The organism is Azospirillum sp. TSH58 (genome assembly GCF_003119115.1).
GTDB lineage: Bacteria > Pseudomonadota > Alphaproteobacteria > Azospirillales > Azospirillaceae > Azospirillum.
In genome coordinates, this window is record NZ_CP022364.1 from 1856551 (window position 1) to 1873759 (window position 17209).

Genomic DNA, 17209 nt, shown 5'->3' on the forward strand with positions numbered 1-17209 from the left:
GGACGCGTGGAGATCAGCGCTCGCGGTTCGGGGCGATCTGGTCCACGCGGTGGGCGAAATCGACGTCGGCCTGGGTCAGGCCGTCGGCGCTGCGGGTGCACAGGATGATCTCCACCCGGCCCATGTCGTTGAACCATTCCGGATGGTGGTTCACCCGCTCCGCCAGCAGCGCGACCTGGCTCATGAAGCCCCAGGCGGTGGGGAAGTCGGGGAAATGGTAGGTCTTGCGGATCGCGTCGCGCTCCAGCACCTCCGCCCAGCCGTGCAGTTCCTTCAGCGCGGTCTGCCGCTTGGCACCCACCAGCTTGTCCGACATTCCTTCCCCCCGTTGTTGGTTGACCACTGCAAGGCGTAACGGACACGGATCGATTGTGGATCAAATCCGTCTTCCGGTTTAGCGCCGCTTGGCCTGGGCGGCAAGCGGCGCTACCTTCCCCCGTATGATGCGCAAACCGGCACACACCCATACCGTTCCCCCCTCCACCCCCGACCTCGAGCGGATGGCCGAGGACGCGCTGGAGACGATTCCGCGGGAACTCCTGGCCCCCATCGCCAATCTGTCGATCCATGTCGAGGATTTCCCCGACGAGGAGACCGAGCGCGAGATGGAGCTGGAAAGCCCCTTCGACCTGCTCGGCCTCTACCGGGGCGTCGATATGACGCGGCAGAGCGTCGCCGACCTGCGCAGCGGGCCGGACATGATCTTCCTCTACCGCCGCCCGATCCTGGACTACTGGTGCGAGACGGGCGAGGACCTGTTCGCCATCGTCCGCCACGTCCTGATCCACGAGATCGGCCACCATTTCGGCCTGTCGGACGAGGATATGGAGCGCATCGAAGCCATGGAGGGGTGAGTCACCCGTCCAGGGCGTCCAGGGCATCCAGGGCGTCCGCCACGCGGCGGCGCAGCGCGGGGACCAGCTCCGCGTCGAACCAGGGATTCGTCTTCAGCCAGGCGGTGTTGCGCCAGCTCGGGTGGGGCAGGGGCAGGAACTCCGGCAGATAGTCCCGCCACGCCGCCACCGTGTCGGTCATCGTGCGCCGGCGGCGGTTGCCCAGATAGCGGGCCTGGGCGTAGCTGCCGACCAGCAGGGTCAGCCGCACCCCGGTCAGGGCGGCGCGCAGCGGCGGGTGCCAGAGCGGGGCGCATTCCGGACGCGGCGGGTAGTCGCCGCCCTTCGGCGCCGTGCCGGGGTAGCAGAGCCCCATGGGGACGATGGCGATGCGGCTCTCGTCGTAGAAGGCCGCGCGGTCCATGGCCAGCCACTGGCGCAGCCGGTCGCCGGACGGGTCGTTCCAGGGAATGCCGCTGGCGTGCACCCGCGCCCCCGGCGCCTGCCCGACGATCAGCAGGCGGGCCGACGGGCTGCCGCGCAGGACGGGGCGGCAGCCGTGCGGCAGGACGGCCTCGCACAGCCGGCAGGCGCGGGCCTGCTCGAACAATTCCTTCAGCTCGTCGCTCAAAGGCTCAGCAGCTCGGTCACGAAGGCCGGGACGATCTCGGTCGCCGGGCCGTTGACGGAGTCCGCGAACAGGCTGGCGCCCGCCGACGGCTCCAGGTTCAGCTCCACCGTCAGGGCGCCGGCGTTGCGCGCCTCGGCCACGAAGCCGGCGGCGGGGTAGACGTTGCCGGAGGTGCCGATGGACACGAACAGGTCGCAGGCCCCCAGCGCGCGGTAGATCCGCTCCATCTGGTAGGGCATCTCCCCGAACCACACCACGTCGGGGCGCATCCCGCCCTTGCGGGCGCAGGACGGGCAGATGTCGGCCACCGACAGGTCGCCGGTCCAGTTTTCCACCTTGCTGCGGCAGTGGCGGCAGAAGACGGCGTTCAACTCCCCGTGCATGTGGATCAGCGTCTGCGACCCGGCGCGCTCGTGCAGGTCGTCGATGTTCTGGGTGACCAGCAGCAGGTCGCCCTGCCAACGCCGCTCCAGCTCGGCCAGCGCCCGATGGGCGGCGTTCGGCTGCACCGCGGGGTCGCGCAGGCCGCGCCGCCGGTCGTTGTAGAAGCGGTGGACCAGCGCCGGGTCGCGGGCGAAGCCCTCCGGCGTGGCGACATCCTCCAGATCGACCTTGGCCCAGATGCCGTCGGCGCAGCGGAAGGTGTCCAGGCCGGACTCCTTGGAAATGCCGGCCCCGGTCAGGATGACGATGGAGTCGCTCGGCTTCAGATGGTTGGTGATGGTCGTGATGGCGGCGGTCATATTGGCGATGGTCATGGCGCCCTGGCGGGTTCGGGGAACGGCTGCTAGATCTCGGGCCGGGAAAGCACAGACGGAAACCAAAGAGGAGGAGGCCGGGATGGTCAAGGTCCTGTTCGTCTGCACGGGCAACATCTGCCGGTCGCCCACCGCGGAAGGTGTGTTCCGCGACCGGGTTCGGCAAGCCGGTTTGGAGAACCGCATCGGCACCGATTCGGCGGGCACCCACAGCTATCATGTCGGGGAGCCGCCCGACCCGCGCAGCCAGCGCGCCGCCAAGGGCCGCGGGGTGGACCTGTCGGACCTGCGCGCCCGCAAGGTGACGGCGGCGGACTTCGCCGACTTCGACTACATCCTGGCGATGGACGGCGGGCATCTGGCCCAGTTGCGGCGCATGGCCCCGCCGGACAGCCGGGCGACGGTCGCCCTGTTCCTCGACTACGCCCCCGACGTGCCGACGCGCGAGGTGCCCGATCCCTATTACGGCGAGGGGATGCATTTCACCGAGGTGCTGGACCTCTGCGAGGCCGGGGCCGCGGGGCTGCTGGAGGCGATCCGGCGGGACCGGCTGTGATCCGCCCGCCGGACCTGCGGGCCGAGCTGGAGCAGGCTCTGGGCAGCTCGGTGCGGACGCTCGACCGGCTGGCCGAGGGGCACAACGCGGCGCTGTGGGCCGTGACCCTGGCGGACGGCCGGCGGCTGGTGGCGAAGGTCGCCTCCGGGACCGGGACGGGGCTGGAGCCGGAAGGCTTCATGCTGCGCCATCTGGCCGAACGCTCCGCCCTGCCGGTGCCGGCGGTGCATCACGCGGACGACCGGCTGCTGGTGATGGACCGCATTGACACCGCCGGCGGCATCACCCCGGCGGTCGAGGAGCACGCGGCGGAGCTGGTCGCCGCCCTGCACGGCGTCACGGCGGACCGCTACGGCTTCCCGCGCGACACGCTGATCGGGCCGCTGCCGCAGCCGAACGGGGAGGCGGAGGACTGGATCGCCTTCTTCCGCGACCGCCGCCTTCTGCACATGGGCCGCAAGGCGCTGGAGGAGGGGCGGATCGACGCCGGTCTGATGGCCGGGCTGGAGCGGCTGGCCGCCCGCCTGCCGGAGCTGATCGGCGAGCCGGGGCCGCCCTCGCTGATCCATGGCGACCTGTGGGGCGGCAATGTGCTGGCCCGCGGCGGGCGGGTGGCGGCCTTCATCGACCCGGCGCTGCACCACGCCGACGCCGAGATCGAGCTGGCCTTCACCACCCTGTTCGGCACCTTCGGGGACGCCTTCTTCCGCCGCTACGGGGAGATCCGCCCCCTCCGTCCGGGCTTCTTCGAGCGGCGTCGGGATCTCTACAACCTCTACCCGTTGCTGGTGCATGTGCGGCTGTTCGGCGGCTCCTACGTCGGGTCGGTGGAGCGGACGGTGCGGCGTCTGGTGGGATGAGAATCAGCGCCGGAGCGGTTTGCGCGCCTCGGTGACGGCGTCGTAGCGGGTGATGCCGATGTCCCGCAACTCGTGATCAGACAGGGACAGCAGTTCGGCGCGCTGGCGGCGCTCCTCCCGGATGCGGGCGATCCAGGCCAGCAAGGTGCGGAGGCGGCGGCGGGCCGGCGACGGAGCGGTGCGGGGGAGGACGTGCGGCGTCATGGTGGCCTCCGGCGGGTGCGATGGAGGCACCAGCATCGGGCCGTCCCCGCCGCTCCGGCAAACGGGACCTTTTCATCGTCGGGTGAGCGGATGTCACCCGAAGCGGGTCACCGCCCCTGGGCGAACTCCGCCCGCATCCAGGCGCGGAAGGCGGCGACCTCCGGGCGGCGCAGGCTGTCGCGGGCGGTGACCAGCCAATAGGCGCTTTTCGCGCGCAGGCGCGGCCCCATCACCTCGACCAGCTGGCCGGACTCCAGTTCCGGATCGACGGTCGGGCGCCGCCCGATGATGACGCCCAGCCCGCGCACCGCGGCGTCCACCGCCATGTGGATCGCGTCCAGCCGCAACCCGCGCTTCAGTCCGCCGTCCAACGCGGACGGCGGCAGGCCCGCGGCCTCCGCCCAGGCGGTCCAGTCCTCCGACACGTCGGCGACGTGGAGCAGCGGAACGGTGGCGAGGTCGGCGGGGCAGGCGATGCGCGCCGCCAGGGTGGGGGCGGCCACCGGGACGAGGTCCTCCTCCATCAGCTTCAGCGCGGCCAGACCGGGCCAGTCGCCGCGGCCCAGCCGGATGCCGGCATCGATGCCGTCGCGGGGGAACTCCACCACCCGGTGGGCGGTGTCCAGCGCCACCGTGATGGCCGGGTGACGTTCCTGGAAGGCCGGCAGGCGGGGCATCAGCCAGCGCAGGGCGAAGGTCGGGGCGACGCTGACCGACAGCCGCCCGCTGGGCGCGCGGCCCGGCACGCTCTCCGTCGCCAGCGCCAGGGATTGCAGCGCGTCGCGCACGCGGGGCAGGTAGGCCTGGCCGGCGGGGGTCAGCGACAGGCTGCGGTTGCCGCGCAGGAACAACTCCACCCCCAGCCATTCCTCCAGCGTCTGGATGCCGTGGCTGACCGCGCTGGGGGTCAGGTGCAGTTCCTCCGCCGCCGCCTTGAAGCTCTGGTGGCGGCCGGCGGCCTCGAACAGGCGCAGGGTGTTGAGGGGCGGCAGTCGGTAGGCCATGGCCCGCGCAGTCTGCGGTGCCGACGGGTTGGCCGCAAGGGGGATGTCCCGCGACCACCGGAGCAAAAAGCCCTCGCCCCCCTGGGGAGAGGGAGGGGACCCGCGCCGTAGGCGTGGGGAGGGTGAGGGGGCTGGTGCGCTTGCCGCGCACCGCCAAGGGGCATGCTGCCCCTTGGCAATCCCCTGGCGTGGGCTTGATGCCCACGCTGCCCCCTCACCCTGACCCTCTCCCCGGAGGGGAGAGGGGGTTGGTCTTGCGGTGCCCAAACAAAAAGCCCCGCCGGAGGGGCGGGGCTTTCCGATCGTCCGGGGACGGTGGCTCAGAGAGCCTCGTCGACCCACGAGAACAGGGCGGTCTTCGGCAGGGCGCCGATCTTGGTGGCGGCGACGTTGCCGTTCTTGAACAGCATCAGCGTCGGGATGCCGCGCACGCCGTACTTGGTCGGGGTGCCGGGGTTGTCGTCGATGTTCAGCTTGGCGACGGTGACCTTGCCGCCATACTCCTTGGCGAGGTCGTCGAGCGCGGGAGCAATCATCTTGCAGGGGCCGCACCACTCCGCCCAGAAATCGACCAGGACCGGACCGTCGGCCTTCAGCACGTCCTGCTCGAAGCTGTCGTCGGTGACCTTGATGGGATCGCTCATGTGACCTCTATGCCTGGGTTCAGGGGCACCGCCGCGCCGATTTTCCACCGGCGGCGGACCCATCCCTCATCGGTGGAATTTGGCAAAATGTATGACCGACCCCCCTCGCCGGTCAAGCCGGGGCGCGAATGCGGTCTCGTCAACCCAATCCGCCGTCCCGTGCAACGCGGCCGGGGGTGAAAAGTTCCAGAGGCGGACTATCGCGCGCGCCTCACTCCGGAAGCTCCATCAGGGCCGGGGTGTCGGTCCACAGCAGGACGCAGCGCACGGCCTTCTCCGGGTAGATGGCGCGCAGCGCCGCGCGGTAGGCCTCCATCTGGCGGACATAGACGGGCGGCACGTCCTCCGCCCGGACGGGCGGCGGGCGGTTGGTCTTGTAGTCGACGATCCACACCGCGTCCTCCTCGATCACCAGCCGGTCGACCCGGCCCGACAGGGCGCGCCCGGTCACCAGACCGACCACCTCCACCTCGGCGCGGGAGTTGGGGCCGAACAGCCGGGCGAAGCGCGGGTCGGTCAGGACGCGCATCGTTTCGGTTGCGATTTCATCCTGGCGCTCCGCCGTCAGCTCATGACCGGGGCGGGCGAGGTAGCGGCGGGCGGCGGCCTCCCGCGCGTCGGGCGGCAGGTCGGGCAGGGTCTGCATCAGCCGGTGGATCAGCAGGCCGCGCTTGAAGCGCGCCCCGTCGTCCTCGCCGAGCGGCGAGCGCATCGCCGGCTCGTCTCCGTCCGGGCGGGAGGGGGTGAGGGGGCGCGACGGCTCCGGCTCCTCCGGCGCGGCGGCGGTCAGCCAGGGCGGGGCGGCCTGCGCCGCCAGCACGCGGCCCGCCCCGGCGCCGTCCGGCTTGGGAACGGATGTCTGCGGGTCGGCCAGCCGCCAGCCCTCGCCGCTCCAGCCGTCCGGGCAGAGGGTGGAGAAGTCGAAGGGGTGCGGCACGCCGATCTCCCCCATCGCGGCCTCGACCAGCTTGTACCAGCAGGCGTCGGACGGCTCCTTCCTGCCCTGGTAGCCGCAGACGTACAGCCGGTCCTCCGCGCGGGTCAGGGCGACGTACAGCAGGCGCCTGTACTCCTGGTCGCGGCGGCGGTTGGCGCGGGCGCGCGCCTCGGCGCACAGCGCGTCCTCCTGGGAGCGGCGGGCGGCGAAGAGCGGCACGGCGCAACCCTCGTCCGGCCAGAGGATCGGCGGGCTCTGGGTCGGCGTGCCCAGCGTGTCGGGGAGGAAGACGATGGGCGCCTGGAGCCCCTTGGAGCCGTGCACCGTCATGATGCGTACGCGTCCGCCGCCCTGCTCCAGCTCGCGCTTGATCTCCGCCTCGCTGGCCGCCAGCCAGGCCAGGAAGTTCTGGAGGGACGGCGGTTCGGTCTTCTCGAAGGCCAGGCATACGGCCAGGAACTCGTCCAGCGGGTCCTGCGCGTCGGGGCCGAGCCGCTTCAGGATGGCGCGGCGGCCCGACCCGTCCGGATCGGCCGGGCAGGGGGCGGCCAGCAGCCCGGCGAACAGCTCGTAGGGCGCCAGGAAGTCGGTGCGGGCGAGCTGGGCGCCCAGATAGCGGCGGGCCGGGCGATAGGCCGGGTCGTCCTCCGCCTTCGCCACCAGCGCCCGCCACAGCGTGCCGCGCCGCCCGTGGGCGAGGTCGAACAGCTGGTCCTCGGTCAGGCCGATCAGCGGCCCCTTGAGGACGGTGGCCAGCGTCAGGTCGTCCTCCGGCAGCAGCAGGAAGTCGCACAGCGCCATCAGGTCCATGACCGCCAGCTGCTCGGTCAGAACCATGCGGTCCACGCCGGCCACCGGAACGGCGCGGTCCTTCAGGGCGCGCACCAGCTCCGTCACGAAGGCGGTGCGGCGGCGGACCAGCACCATGACGTCGCCGGGCTGGATCGGGCGGCCGCGCGACTCGAGCGACTCGCCGCGCTGGGTCCAGTCGCGGATGGTGTCGGCGATGACCGCGGCCAGCCGGGCCGACGGCGAATCGGCGGCCTCGCGCTCCACCGGCGGCGCCCAGGCGGGCGGGTCGGCGGCCTCCGCCGGCTTCACCGGGGGCCACAGCTCGACCAGCCCGGCATGGCCGCGGCGGAAGGCGCGGTGGCGGATCACCGGGCTCGTTTCGGAAGCGACACCATCCTTGGCGCTGTCCAGCCGGAACACCGCGTCCACGGTCTGCAGCACGGTGGCGGTGGAGCGGAAGGAGATGTCCAGCTCCACCGCGTGCCAGTCGCGCTCCGCGGCCTTGGCGCGGGTCTGGAAATGGCGGCGCATCCGGGTGAATTCGGCCGGATCGGCGCGCTGGAAGCTGAAGATCGACTGCTTCTCGTCGCCGACGGCGAAGACGGTGCGCGTAGTCTCGCCCCCGTCCCGCGCGCTGAGGCCGGCGAAGAACTCCTCGGCGATGGAGCCGACGACCTGCCACTGCTCCGGGTTGGTGTCCTGGGCCTCGTCGATCAGGATGTGGTCCAGTCCGCCGTCCAGCTTGAACAGCACCCAGGGCACGGCAGAAACATTATTATCATCATCGCCATTGAGAAGCTTGTTCGCTGACAGGATCAGGTCGTCGTAGTCGAGAAGCGCCTTGGCCTTCTTCTTCGCGCCATAAGCGTGCAGAAGCGCCTCGGCCAGAGTCAGCAGGGCGGTGGTGGAAGCCGCGACCCCTGCCGAGCGAACCCGTTTCATCAGCGAAACGAGCCGTTCCGCCTCACGCTCCAGCGCCGTCAGGGCGGCGGGGAAGGATGTCGCCGGCTTCTTGGTGATCAGGGTCTTGCGCGCGCCGCCCTCCGCCGTCAGGAAATGGCGGGCGTAGATCTGGAAGGCGCGGACGCGGCTGTCCGCGGCGTCCAGCCAGCTCTGGATGCCGACTCCGCGCTCCTCGTCGGTCTTGCTGCCGGTGGACAGCGCGCGGCAGGCGTCGCGCAGGCTCGTCCCGTCGAAGGCGTGGTCGGCGCAGGCGTCGCGCAGGATCGCGGCCTCGGTGATGCCCGGCGGCACGCCCAGCGCCTCGTGAACCGCGTCCACCGCGCCGTTCACTCCGCGGAAGCTCTTGAACAGGCGTTGGATTCGCCCGCGCTCGCTGGCCAGTTCAGCCAGGATGTCGGCGAACTCCTCGGCGTTCAGCTCGGCGGTCAGCCGGGCCATCGCCTTGCCGAGCGGGCTGTCGGGGGCGGCGCGCCCGGCGTGCAGCACCTCGTCCCGCGCCTCGGTCAGCAGGCCGGCGGCGGTGCGCTCGTCCATCACCTCGAAATGCGGGGCGAGCCCGGCCTCCAGCGGGAAGCGGCGCAGCAGCGACTGGCAGAAGGCGTGGATCGTCTGGATCTTCATGCCGCCCGGGCAATCCACCACCTGGGCGAACAGCCGCCGGGCGATGGTGCGGGTCTCGGCGCTCGGCCGCTCGCCGCAGAGGTCGGCGAGCCGGTCCTCCAGCGCCTCGTCGGGCAGGGTCGCCCAGATGCCCAGCGTGCGGTTGATGCGGATGGACATCTCCGCCGCCGCCGCCTTGGTGAAGGTCAGGCAGAGGATGCGCGCCGGCGCGGTGCCGGACAGCATCAGCCGCAGCACGCGGTCGGTCAGCACCTTCGTCTTGCCGGACCCGGCGGAAGCGCCCACCCACACCGACGACAGCGGATCGGAGGCGAGCCGCTGCGCGACGTTGGGGTCCAGCGGGAGTTCGCGGACGGGGAAGTCGAGGACGGTCATGGGCGGGTCGTACGGTGTGGGGCGGTTTGGTGCTTGGCCCCCACCCTCCCGCTTCGCGGGTCCCTCCCTCCCCCGCTACGCAGGGGAGGGGCTTGATTCCCTCCCCTGCGTAGCGGGGGAGGGTTAGGGTGGGGGCAATGGTTTTCCCACATCACCCCTCACCCCCATCGCCGCCCGCCGACCATTCCTGCACCCGCGCGAGGTGGGCGTAGTCGGTGTAGCGCGGGGCCATGGCCGGGCGTGGGCAGGAGCGGTAGGGGGTGGCGGGATCGTCGAAGTGGCGGATCAGCTCCTCCAGGCCGGCGCGGGCCTCGGCGGCCAGCGTCGCCGGGTCGCCCTTCACCGCCTTCTCCTCGCCCGGCGGGTCGCCGCCGGACAGGCGCCAGAAGGCCAGCTCGGCCACCCGGTTCTTCGCCACCCCGGCGAAGCCGCCGGCCTCGGCCATGGCGGCCTCCAGCGGCAGCTGCGGGGCGAAGCCCAGCTCGATCTCGCGGGTCGAGGGCGGGGTGCCGGTCTTGTAGTCGATCAGGACCAGCCCCGCGCCGCCCGAATCGATGCGGTCGGCCTTGGCGGTCAGCAGGAAGGGGCCGGCGGGGCCGTTCAGCGCCAGCTCGCCCGACACTTCGGTGGCGAGCGGCTTCAGGGTGCGGCGGCGGTCGCGCTCCTGCCCGACGAACCACTCGGCGATGCGCTCGAAGCGCGGCCACCAGAAGGCCCAGACGTCGGGATGGCTGTGCAGCAGCGGGCCGAAGGACTCGCGCCCCATCGCCAGCAGCCGGTGCAGGGCGTCGTCGGGCAGTTGGCCGGAATGGGCCTTTACGAAGGCGTCCAGGGCCGCGTGGATGAACTGGCCGCGGTCGGCGGCGCCGGGATCGGCGGCGATGGGGTCGAGCTTGCGCAGGCGCAGCACATGCTCGGCGTAGATGGCGTAGGGGTCGCGCATCCACTTCTCGATCTTGGTGACCGACAGCTTGCGCGGGCGGGCGGCGACCGGCGGGCGCGGCTCCGGCGGGGCGACGGGGCGCACGGCGTCCGGTTCGTCCAGCCCGCGCGCCCAGGCCAGCCAGGGCTCCCCGGCCAGCTCGATCCGCCCGTCCAGACCCAGCGCGCGCAGCACCGTCTCCAGCCGCAGCAGCCAACGCGACGGGACGGTCGGCGTGCCGTCCACCCGCTCCGCGCGGGTCAGCACGACCTCCTCCGCGCCGCAGGCGTGGGTGAAGTCGTGGGCGGACAGGCCGACCATGCGCTCCGGGCTGGGCAGGCCGAAATCCCGGCGCATCGGGCGCGACATCCAGGGATCGGCACCGGGGTCGGGCGGCCAGGTCCCCTCGTTCAGCCCGCCCAGGATCAGCAGGTCGAAATGCTGAAGGCGGGCTTCCATCGGGCCGAGGATGTAGAGGCGCGGGTGCAGGCCGAAGCGCGGGCGCACCGGGCGCATCGCCATCAGCGCGTCGAGCAGCGCCGGATAGTCGGTGCCCGGCACGGCGGGGAAGCCCTCCGTCGCCTCCAGCAGCTCATGGACGAAGGTCGCGGCCTCCTCGCCGTCGTCCTGCCGCCACAGGAACTCCGACCCCGGCGCGTCGGTGCGCGAGGCCAGCGCCTCCGCGAAGGCGACATGCGCGCGGACGAGGTCGCTGAGCGGGGCCTCGCTGAACAGCACCTCCATGAAGGGGGCGGCGAGCGTCTCCAAATTTTCCAGCCAGCCGAGCAGAGTGGCCTGCTGGTCCGGGTGGTCGAAGCGGTCGGTGGCCTTCAGCGCGGCGATCAGCCCGGCGAAGCCCTCCGCCGGGCGGGGGCCGCGCAGCACGGTGCGCTCCAGCGCGCGGGCGGAGCGGCGGAACTCCGCCGGGTCGTGCCCGCCGGCGGCCAGCGGGTGCTTGGCCAGCGCCAGCAGGGCCAGCGGATGGGCGCGGCTGGCGGCCAGCTCGGCGGTCAGCCGCAGATAGGTGCCGACCGCGGTGTGGACCAGCGGCTGGCCCGCCGAGTCGTTGACCGCGATGCCCCAGCGCGTCAACGCCATGGCAACCCGGCGGGCGAGGTTGCGGTCGGGGGAGACCAGCGCCGCCGTCTTGCCCGGCGTTTCCAGCGCGTGGCGCATCAGCAGCGCGATGACCGACGCCTCCTCCTCCGCGGTCGGGGCGTCGATGCGGGTCAGCCCGTCCAGGGCCGCGGCGTCCAGCCCGTCCAGCTCCCGCCAGCTTTCCGTGGTGGCGGCGGGGCGCATCGCCTCGGCCAGCAGGCGGGCGCGGGCCGCCCGCGGCTCCTCCGCGTCGTTCCAGCGGCGGACGGCGGCGCGGCCGACCGACAGCCGGTCCAGCAGATGGGCGAGGCCGTATTGCGGGTGCGATTCGTCGGCGCGGATGGCGTCCCAGCTCGCCTCGTCGGCCTCCAGGTCCAGGCCGGGCAGCACGACGGCCCCCTGCGGCAGGGCGGCGACCACCGCCAGCAGGTCGGCGGAGGCCGGGATCGAGCCGGTGGAGCCGGCGGCGATGACCAGCCCCTGCGGCGGCTCCGCCCGCCAGAGCGCGGCCTGCGTCTCCAGCACGAGGTTGCGGCGCTGCGCCGGGTCGGTCAGCGCGCTGGCTCCGAGGATGGCGGGCCAGTGCTCGGTGACGATCTTCAGGAACTCCAGCGTCACCTGCCAGTGCTGGGCGTAATCCTCCGGCACCAGCGAGGCCAGCCGGTCGAAGGCGACGTTCTCCGTCCACACCGCGTCGATCAGCCGCCCCAGGTCGGCGCCCAGCCGCACCGCCTGCGCGGTGGTGGCCGACACGCCGGTCGCCTGGAGGATCAGCCGGGCCAGCATCATCTGGCGCTTCAGCCCGCTGATCGGGTCGGGCAGCTCCAGCGGCACGCCGGGCAGCTCCTCCGCCGAGGTCAGGCTGAGCGAGGCGGCGTCCAGCTCGCCCAGCGGGCTCATCCGTGGCAGCAGCATCGGCTGTCCGCCGGAGCGGCGCAGGAACGCCTCGCGCAACGAGCGGCAGGAGCGGCGCGTCGGCAGCAGGACGGTCACCCCGGCCAGCGCCAGCGGGTCGTTCCCCACACGGTCCAGGATGCCCGCGGCGAGCTGGTCCACGAAGGACACGCCGGTGGGAATCGAATAGACCTTGGGCTCCGCCCTGCCGCTCATGCCTGCCCCGGAAGCTGTATCGTCAGACGCGCGAGGATACTAGATGTGGGGCAATGAGACCACAAAGCGTCAAGGAATACAAAAATTCTCACAAAGGGCCGGCCGGGTGGCCGGTCAGGTGGTGACCACCGACACGTCGCTCATCGACAGCATCTCCTCCGTCTCGGCCAGCGCGTCGGGGGTGCCGATGTGGAACCACAGCCCGTCATGGGCGAGGCCGTAGAGGCGCCCGGCTTCCTGCGCGCGGTCCCAGACGCGGTTGGTGGAGAAGGCGCCGTCGGGGGTGTCCTGCCCGAACAGCTCCGGCTTCACGATCTGGACGCCGGCGTAGACGAAGGGGGCGATCTCCATCTCGCCGCGCCGGGTCAGCCGGCCCAGCGGGTCCATGTGGTAGTCGCCGCGCCCCTCGTAGCCCACCGCCTTGGTGGTCGCCATCAGCAGCAGGAGCGCGTCCATCGCCTCCGGGTCCCAGTGGCGGGCCAGCCGCGCCAGCGTGGGGGAGGGGCCGTCGAGCCACAGGATGTCGGCGTTGACCACATAGACCGGGTCGGCGCCCAGCAGCGGCAGCGCCTTCTTCACGCCGCCGCCGGTCTCCAGCAGCGTGTCCTCCGGCGACAGGGTGATGGCCGGGGCGGTGCGCCCCGCCAGATGGGCGGCGATCATGTCGCCTTTGTAGTGGCTGTTGACCACGGCGGCGGTCACGCCGGCTTCCTCCAGCCGGTCGAGCGCGTGGTCGAGCATCGGCTTGCCCATCACCGGGATCAGGGGCTTCGGGCGCTCCAGGGTCAGCGGGCGCATCCGCAGGCCCAGCCCGGCGGCCATCACCATGGCCTTGGCGGGGGCGGTGGTCACAGGCGGCGTCTTGGTACGGGTCTTCTTCGAGACAGGCGACATAATCAATCCGGCTCCGGAACGACAAGCTCCGCGCGGGTTCCCGGCGGCAGATGGCGGGCGAACCAGTCGGCGACCGGGGCCAGCTCGGGCTTGGCGAGCTGGCCTTCCAGAAGCCGCCAGACGCGCGGCAGGTGTAGGAGATAGCCGCGTCGGCGCTGCAACGCCAGACGCACGAAGATGGCGACGATGCGGGTGTGCCGGATCGCGCCCAGAACGGCGAAGGAGCGGCGGAAGGCGTCCCAGTCGCGATCCGGGAAGGCCGCGCGGTAGCGGTCCAGCAGCACGCCCTCCAGTCCGGCGGGCAGGTCGCGGCGGGCGTCCTCCAGCAGCGACACCAGATCGTAGGCGACGGGGCCGAGCCCGGCGCTCTGGTAGTCGATCAGCCCCGCCGCCCGCAGGCCGGGCCGGGGCAGCCGCATCACGTTGTCCACATGGTAGTCGCGCAGCAGCAGCGACTGCGGCCCGGCGCAGGCCCCCGGCACCACCGCGTTCCACGCCGCGTCGAAGTCGGACCGGGCCTTGTCGGACAGGGGCTTTCCCGTCGCCGCGGGCATGTAGACGTCGGCGAACAGCGCCACCTGCTGCGTGAACAGGGTCGCGTCGTAGAGCGGCAGGTTCAGGCAGGCCGCCTCCTCCACGGGAAAGCGGCGGTGCAGTTCGATCAGCGCGTCGGTCGCCAGCTCGTAGAGCGGGCGCGGCTCCTCCCCCGCGTTGAGCAGGCGGGTCAGGGTGCCGTCGCCGAAATCCTCCTGGAGGGCGAGGCCCGCCTCGACCTCCGCCGTCCGGATGGCGGGGACCGAGAAGCCCAGCCGGTCCAGCGTCGCGCCGATGGCGATGAAGGGCACCAGATCCTCCGCCGGGGCGGGGGTGTCCACCAGGATGAGCGTCCCGCCGTCCGGAGTCGTCAGCCGTTCGTAGCGGCGTGCCGAGGCGTCACCGGCCAGCGGCTCCCGCCTGGCCCCCTCCAGCCCGTGGCGGGCGAGGAAGGCGGCGATCTGCGATGCGCGGTCGGTCACGGCCGGTCCAGTGCGGTGAGGTCCAGTGCGGAAAGGTCGAGTGTGGTCAGGCGCGCCCCCCAGGCGCCATGGCCGGTCAGGCGGGCGCGGCGCTCGGTCGGCCCGGCGAAGCTCATCTCGATGTCGAGGCGGTCGGCGGGAAGCAGCGGACCCAGCCGGTCCGGCCATTCCACCAGCAGAACGGCCTCGGCGCGCGCCTCGTCCCAGCCGAGTTCCGTCACCTCGTCGGGGCCGGACAGGCGGTAGAGGTCGAAATGCCAGACCGGGCCGATGTCGGTGTCGTAGGTCTGGACCAGCGTGAAGGTCGGGGACGGCACCTCGGCGTCCTCCTCCGTCACGGCGCGGATCAGGGCGCGGCACAGGGCGGACTTGCCGGCGCCCAGATCGCCGCGCAGGGCCACGAGGTCGCCGGGCGCCAGCGCCGCGGCCAGACGGCGGGCCAGCGCGGCGGTCGCCTCCTCGCTCGGCAGCGCCACGGCGCGCGTGTGGGGGGAGGATTCGGTCTGGGTCATCGTGTTGGATAGGGCCAAGTCAACGTCGGGAGGCGGCCTTGCGCGGCACCGGGCCGGGGGCGGGGGCAGGGGCGGACTCCGCCGCCTCGACCCGGTCCTCCACCAGACGCGGGGGCTTCTTGAAGTTCATGGTGATCATCAGCGTCAGGGCACCGTTGATCAGGTGGATCATCTTGTCGGATTCGACGGGCAGGGGGATCTTGCGCCCCATGCAATAGGACACCAGCGCCGCCGCGACCTCGGACTCGTGCAGGGTCATGCTGCGGTCGTCGCCCTCGTCCCCGGTCACCTGGATCAGCGTCTCCACCCCGCCGCCGCCGGGCTGGCCGGGGCGGTAAGTGACCTTGCCGACCGTGCCGTTGGGCAGCGGCTCGCGCATCCGGCGGCGGCGGTCGAGCACGGCCTTCACCACCTCCTGGTCGGTGAACACGAGGCAGCGCAGTTCCTTCATCGCCAGTCCTTCATCGCGGGCGCTCCGGCACGGTGGAAACGCGCAAATCCTACCCCACCGCAACCGCACGCCCAGAAGGAAATCGGCAGGTCGTCCCCCATTTTGCGCGGGCCGGCCGTTCCCGGCGTGCAGGGCGGGGCTGACGGCGGGGTTGACCGGGCGCGCGAAACCGGACAATTGAAGGCTTCATCGTTCCCCCCGTTTGCACAAGGCAGCGCGTCCCATGTCGCACACCGTCCATCGCACCGACGTCGTCATCGTCGGCGCCGGCCCCGTCGGTCTCTTCGCCGTGTTCGAATGCGGCATGCTGAAGATGCGATGCCATGTGGTGGACGCGCTGGACATGGTCGGCGGGCAGTGCACCGCGCTGTACCCGGAGAAGCCGATCTACGACATCCCGGCCCACCCGTCCATCGAGGCCGCCGACCTGATCGACAAGCTGGCGGAGCAGGCCGCCCCCTTCAGCCCGGTCTATCATCTGGGCCAGCAGGTCGAGAAGCTGACCCGCACGGAGGAAGGGCGCTGGCTGGTGGAGACCGGCATCGGCACGCAGATCGACACCCAGGCGGTGATCATCGCCGCCGGCTGCGGCGCCTTCGGCCCCAACCGCCCGCCGCTGGACGGGCTGGAGAAGTTCGAGGGCACGTCGGTCTTCTACATGGTCCGCCGCAAGCAGGACTTCGCCGGCAAGCGCGTGGTCATCGCCGGCGGCGGCGATTCCGCCGTGGACTGGACGCTGTCGCTGGCCGACGTGGCGGAGAAGGTCTACGTCGTCCACCGCCGGCCCAAGTTCCGCGCCGCCCCGGAAAGCGTCGCCCGCATGGACGTCCTGGTCCGCGAGGGCAAGGTGGAGATGGTGGTTCCCTACCAGCTCTCCGGTCTGGTCGGCGAGAACGGCCAGCTCTCCGCCGTGCGCGTCGCCACGCTGGACGGCGAGGAGAAGGACCTGCCGGCCGACGCGCTGCTCGCCTTCTTCGGCCTGTCGATGAATCTGGGGCCGATCGCCGAGTGGGGCCTGAACCTGGAGCGCAGCCACATCGGCGTCAGCCTGCCCGGCTGCGCCACCAGCGCCCCCGGCGTCTACGCCATCGGCGACATCGCGACATATCCCGGCAAGCTGAAGCTGATCCTCTGCGGCTTCTCCGAGGCGGCGCAGGCGGCCCACGCCATCCACCCGCTGGTCCATCCGGGCGAGGCGCTGCACTTCGAATACTCGACCTCCAAGGGCGTCCCCGGCGCCGAGTAACCGTCCCGAAAACGGAAACGGGCCGCCGGGGAAACCGGCGGCCCGCTCCGTCAGCGGCTGGCGGGAGGCGGGAGATCAGCCGCCGCGGGGGCCCTTGTCGGGACCGGGACCCGGGCCATGGCCGGGGCCGTGGTGCCGCATGCCAGGACCGCCCATGCCACCGCCCATCATGCCGTGCCCGGCGCGGTCGAGGAAGCGGTCGGCCTGCTTCTGCTGGTCCGGGGTGAGCTGGGCGTAGAGGTCGGTCGCCGCCGGGCGCACCTGCTGGAGCTGGGCGAGGCGGGCCGACATCATGGCCTCCATCCGCTCAAGCCGGGCCGGGGCGGCGGCGGGCATCGGCTGGTCCTTGTACTTGGCGCAGAGGTCCTGGGTGGGCTTCTGGCTCGCCTTCGCGGCGTCGGCGAACTTGGTCCAGGCGGCGCGCTGCTGGTCGGTGATGTTCAGCTTCTTCTCGGCGTAGGCCAGCATGCCGGCCAGCCGGGCGTCCTGATCCTCGCACATCCGGGAGAAATGCCGGCCGCCGTCCGGACCGGGGCCAGGGCCGGCGCCGGGACCCGGCTGCTGCTGGGCGAAGACCGGCACGGCGAGGCCGAGACCGAGAACCAGCGCGGCGGTGGTCATCATAGCGCGTTTCATGGGGATGCTCCTTGTTATCGACGGGGTCTTGCGTTCCCGATGACCCCGATGATGGGCCGGCAACGTATCCGGTTGATGTCCGGCCTTCGGTGAATTGGTAACGCTGTGTAACAGCCGGCCGCCCCGTAACGTGGCGTTACACATTT

At 71.9% G+C, this 17209-nt stretch carries 17 protein-coding genes; 4 read left to right on the forward strand and 13 right to left on the reverse strand.

From position 1 onward, the window contains the following. Positions 1–13: 13 nt before the first annotated feature. Positions 14–316, reverse strand: a complete 303-nt coding sequence (locus TSH58p_RS12290; RefSeq protein WP_109071848.1) for a 4a-hydroxytetrahydrobiopterin dehydratase — start codon at positions 314–316, stop codon at positions 14–16. A 184-nt stretch (positions 317–500) separates the two neighbouring features. Between TSH58p_RS12290 and TSH58p_RS12295 the strand changes: the two genes are divergently transcribed. Then, on the forward strand, positions 501–854 hold the full coding sequence (locus TSH58p_RS12295; protein ID WP_014238669.1) for a metallopeptidase family protein: 354 nt from the start codon (positions 501–503) through the stop codon (positions 852–854). Position 855: 1 nt separating this feature from the next. Here the strand turns inward: TSH58p_RS12295 and TSH58p_RS12300 are convergent, their stop codons facing one another. Further along, a complete protein-coding gene (locus TSH58p_RS12300; protein ID WP_109071849.1) occupies positions 856–1464 on the reverse strand; it encodes a uracil-DNA glycosylase family protein in 609 nt (202 codons plus the stop codon). Beyond that, complete coding sequence (cobB, locus tag TSH58p_RS12305) at positions 1461–2222, reverse strand: Sir2 family NAD+-dependent deacetylase (RefSeq protein ID WP_109071850.1); 762 nt, start codon at positions 2220–2222, stop codon at positions 1461–1463. Before cobB ends, TSH58p_RS12300 begins: the two co-directional genes overlap by 4 nt. Positions 2223–2304: 82 nt before the next feature. Here cobB and TSH58p_RS12310 point away from each other — a divergent pair, with 82 nt between their 5' ends. After that, entirely contained in the window at positions 2305–2778 is a 474-nt protein-coding gene (locus tag TSH58p_RS12310) for a low molecular weight protein-tyrosine-phosphatase (RefSeq protein ID WP_109071851.1), read from the forward strand. Further along, complete coding sequence (locus TSH58p_RS12315) at positions 2775–3638, forward strand: fructosamine kinase family protein (protein WP_109071852.1); 864 nt, start codon at positions 2775–2777, stop codon at positions 3636–3638. Before TSH58p_RS12310 ends, TSH58p_RS12315 begins: the two co-directional genes overlap by 4 nt. A 3-nt stretch (positions 3639–3641) precedes the next feature. Here TSH58p_RS12315 and TSH58p_RS12320 read toward each other — a convergent pair whose 3' ends face one another. The 9 genes from TSH58p_RS12320 to TSH58p_RS12360 all read right to left on the reverse strand — a co-directional run bounded on the left by TSH58p_RS12320 (position 3642) and on the right by TSH58p_RS12360 (position 15181). Further along, positions 3642–3842: a DUF1127 domain-containing protein gene (locus TSH58p_RS12320; RefSeq protein WP_109071863.1), complete on the reverse strand. Its 201-nt coding sequence runs from the start codon at positions 3840–3842 to the stop codon at positions 3642–3644. Between the two features lie 107 nt (positions 3843–3949). Further along, positions 3950–4846: a transcriptional regulator GcvA gene (gene gcvA / locus TSH58p_RS12325; protein WP_109071853.1), complete on the reverse strand. Its 897-nt coding sequence runs from the start codon at positions 4844–4846 to the stop codon at positions 3950–3952. Positions 4847–5166: 320 nt separating this feature from the next. Next, positions 5167–5490 carry a thioredoxin TrxA gene (gene trxA / locus TSH58p_RS12330; protein WP_035669691.1) on the reverse strand — a complete coding sequence of 108 codons (324 nt, stop codon included), beginning with the start codon at positions 5488–5490 and terminating at the stop codon, positions 5167–5169. Between the two features lie 211 nt (positions 5491–5701). Next, on the reverse strand, positions 5702–9178 hold the full coding sequence (addA, locus tag TSH58p_RS12335; RefSeq protein WP_109071854.1) for a double-strand break repair helicase AddA: 3477 nt from the start codon (positions 9176–9178) through the stop codon (positions 5702–5704). A 151-nt stretch (positions 9179–9329) separates the two neighbouring features. Next, the gene (gene addB / locus TSH58p_RS12340) at positions 9330–12308 is read right to left on the reverse strand and encodes a double-strand break repair protein AddB (RefSeq protein ID WP_109071855.1); all 2979 of its coding nucleotides are present in this window, start codon (positions 12306–12308) and stop codon (positions 9330–9332) included. A 114-nt stretch (positions 12309–12422) separates the two neighbouring features. After that, entirely contained in the window at positions 12423–13202 is a 780-nt protein-coding gene (locus TSH58p_RS12345) for a nucleotidyltransferase family protein (protein WP_109071856.1), read from the reverse strand. A gap of 2 nt (positions 13203–13204) precedes the next feature. Beyond that, complete coding sequence (locus tag TSH58p_RS12350) at positions 13205–14218, reverse strand: aminoglycoside phosphotransferase family protein (RefSeq protein ID WP_109071857.1); 1014 nt, start codon at positions 14216–14218, stop codon at positions 13205–13207. Next, a complete protein-coding gene (gene tsaE, locus TSH58p_RS12355; protein ID WP_109071858.1) occupies positions 14215–14730 on the reverse strand; it encodes a tRNA (adenosine(37)-N6)-threonylcarbamoyltransferase complex ATPase subunit type 1 TsaE in 516 nt (171 codons plus the stop codon). Before tsaE ends, TSH58p_RS12350 begins: the two co-directional genes overlap by 4 nt. 19 nt (positions 14731–14749) lie before the next feature. Further along, complete coding sequence (locus TSH58p_RS12360; protein WP_109071859.1) at positions 14750–15181, reverse strand: hypothetical protein; 432 nt, start codon at positions 15179–15181, stop codon at positions 14750–14752. Between the two features lie 223 nt (positions 15182–15404). Here TSH58p_RS12360 and TSH58p_RS12365 point away from each other — a divergent pair, with 223 nt between their 5' ends. Beyond that, the gene (locus tag TSH58p_RS12365; protein WP_109071860.1) at positions 15405–16427 is read left to right on the forward strand and encodes an NAD(P)/FAD-dependent oxidoreductase; all 1023 of its coding nucleotides are present in this window, start codon (positions 15405–15407) and stop codon (positions 16425–16427) included. Positions 16428–16502: 75 nt separating this feature from the next. Here TSH58p_RS12365 and TSH58p_RS12370 read toward each other — a convergent pair whose 3' ends face one another. Further along, positions 16503–17063: a Spy/CpxP family protein refolding chaperone gene (locus TSH58p_RS12370; protein ID WP_109071861.1), complete on the reverse strand. Its 561-nt coding sequence runs from the start codon at positions 17061–17063 to the stop codon at positions 16503–16505. Positions 17064–17209: the final 146 nt, after the last annotated feature.

Bases quoted from the DNA above. Each gene is read 5' to 3' on its own strand.
- cobB (WP_109071850.1), bottom strand. From the start codon at position 2,222: ATGACCATCGCCAATATGACCGCCGCCATCACGACCATCACCAACCAT.
- trxA (WP_035669691.1), bottom strand. From the start codon at position 5,490: ATGAGCGATCCCATCAAGGTCACCGACGACAGCTTCGAGCAGGACGTG.
- addA (WP_109071854.1), bottom strand. From the start codon at position 9,178: ATGACCGTCCTCGACTTCCCCGTCCGCGAACTCCCGCTGGACCCCAAC.
- TSH58p_RS12290 (WP_109071848.1), bottom strand. From the start codon at position 316: ATGTCGGACAAGCTGGTGGGTGCCAAGCGGCAGACCGCGCTGAAGGAA.
- gcvA (WP_109071853.1), bottom strand. From the start codon at position 4,846: ATGGCCTACCGACTGCCGCCCCTCAACACCCTGCGCCTGTTCGAGGCC.
- TSH58p_RS12365 (WP_109071860.1), top strand. From the start codon at position 15,405: ATGTCGCACACCGTCCATCGCACCGACGTCGTCATCGTCGGCGCCGGC.
- TSH58p_RS12370 (WP_109071861.1), bottom strand. From the start codon at position 17,063: ATGAAACGCGCTATGATGACCACCGCCGCGCTGGTTCTCGGTCTCGGC.
- tsaE (WP_109071858.1), bottom strand. From the start codon at position 14,730: ATGACCCAGACCGAATCCTCCCCCCACACGCGCGCCGTGGCGCTGCCG.
- TSH58p_RS12345 (WP_109071856.1), bottom strand. From the start codon at position 13,202: ATGTCGCCTGTCTCGAAGAAGACCCGTACCAAGACGCCGCCTGTGACC.
- addB (WP_109071855.1), bottom strand. From the start codon at position 12,308: ATGAGCGGCAGGGCGGAGCCCAAGGTCTATTCGATTCCCACCGGCGTG.
- TSH58p_RS12295 (WP_014238669.1), top strand. From the start codon at position 501: ATGGCCGAGGACGCGCTGGAGACGATTCCGCGGGAACTCCTGGCCCCC.
- TSH58p_RS12360 (WP_109071859.1), bottom strand. From the start codon at position 15,181: ATGAAGGAACTGCGCTGCCTCGTGTTCACCGACCAGGAGGTGGTGAAG.
- TSH58p_RS12310 (WP_109071851.1), top strand. From the start codon at position 2,305: ATGGTCAAGGTCCTGTTCGTCTGCACGGGCAACATCTGCCGGTCGCCC.
- TSH58p_RS12320 (WP_109071863.1), bottom strand. From the start codon at position 3,842: ATGACGCCGCACGTCCTCCCCCGCACCGCTCCGTCGCCGGCCCGCCGC.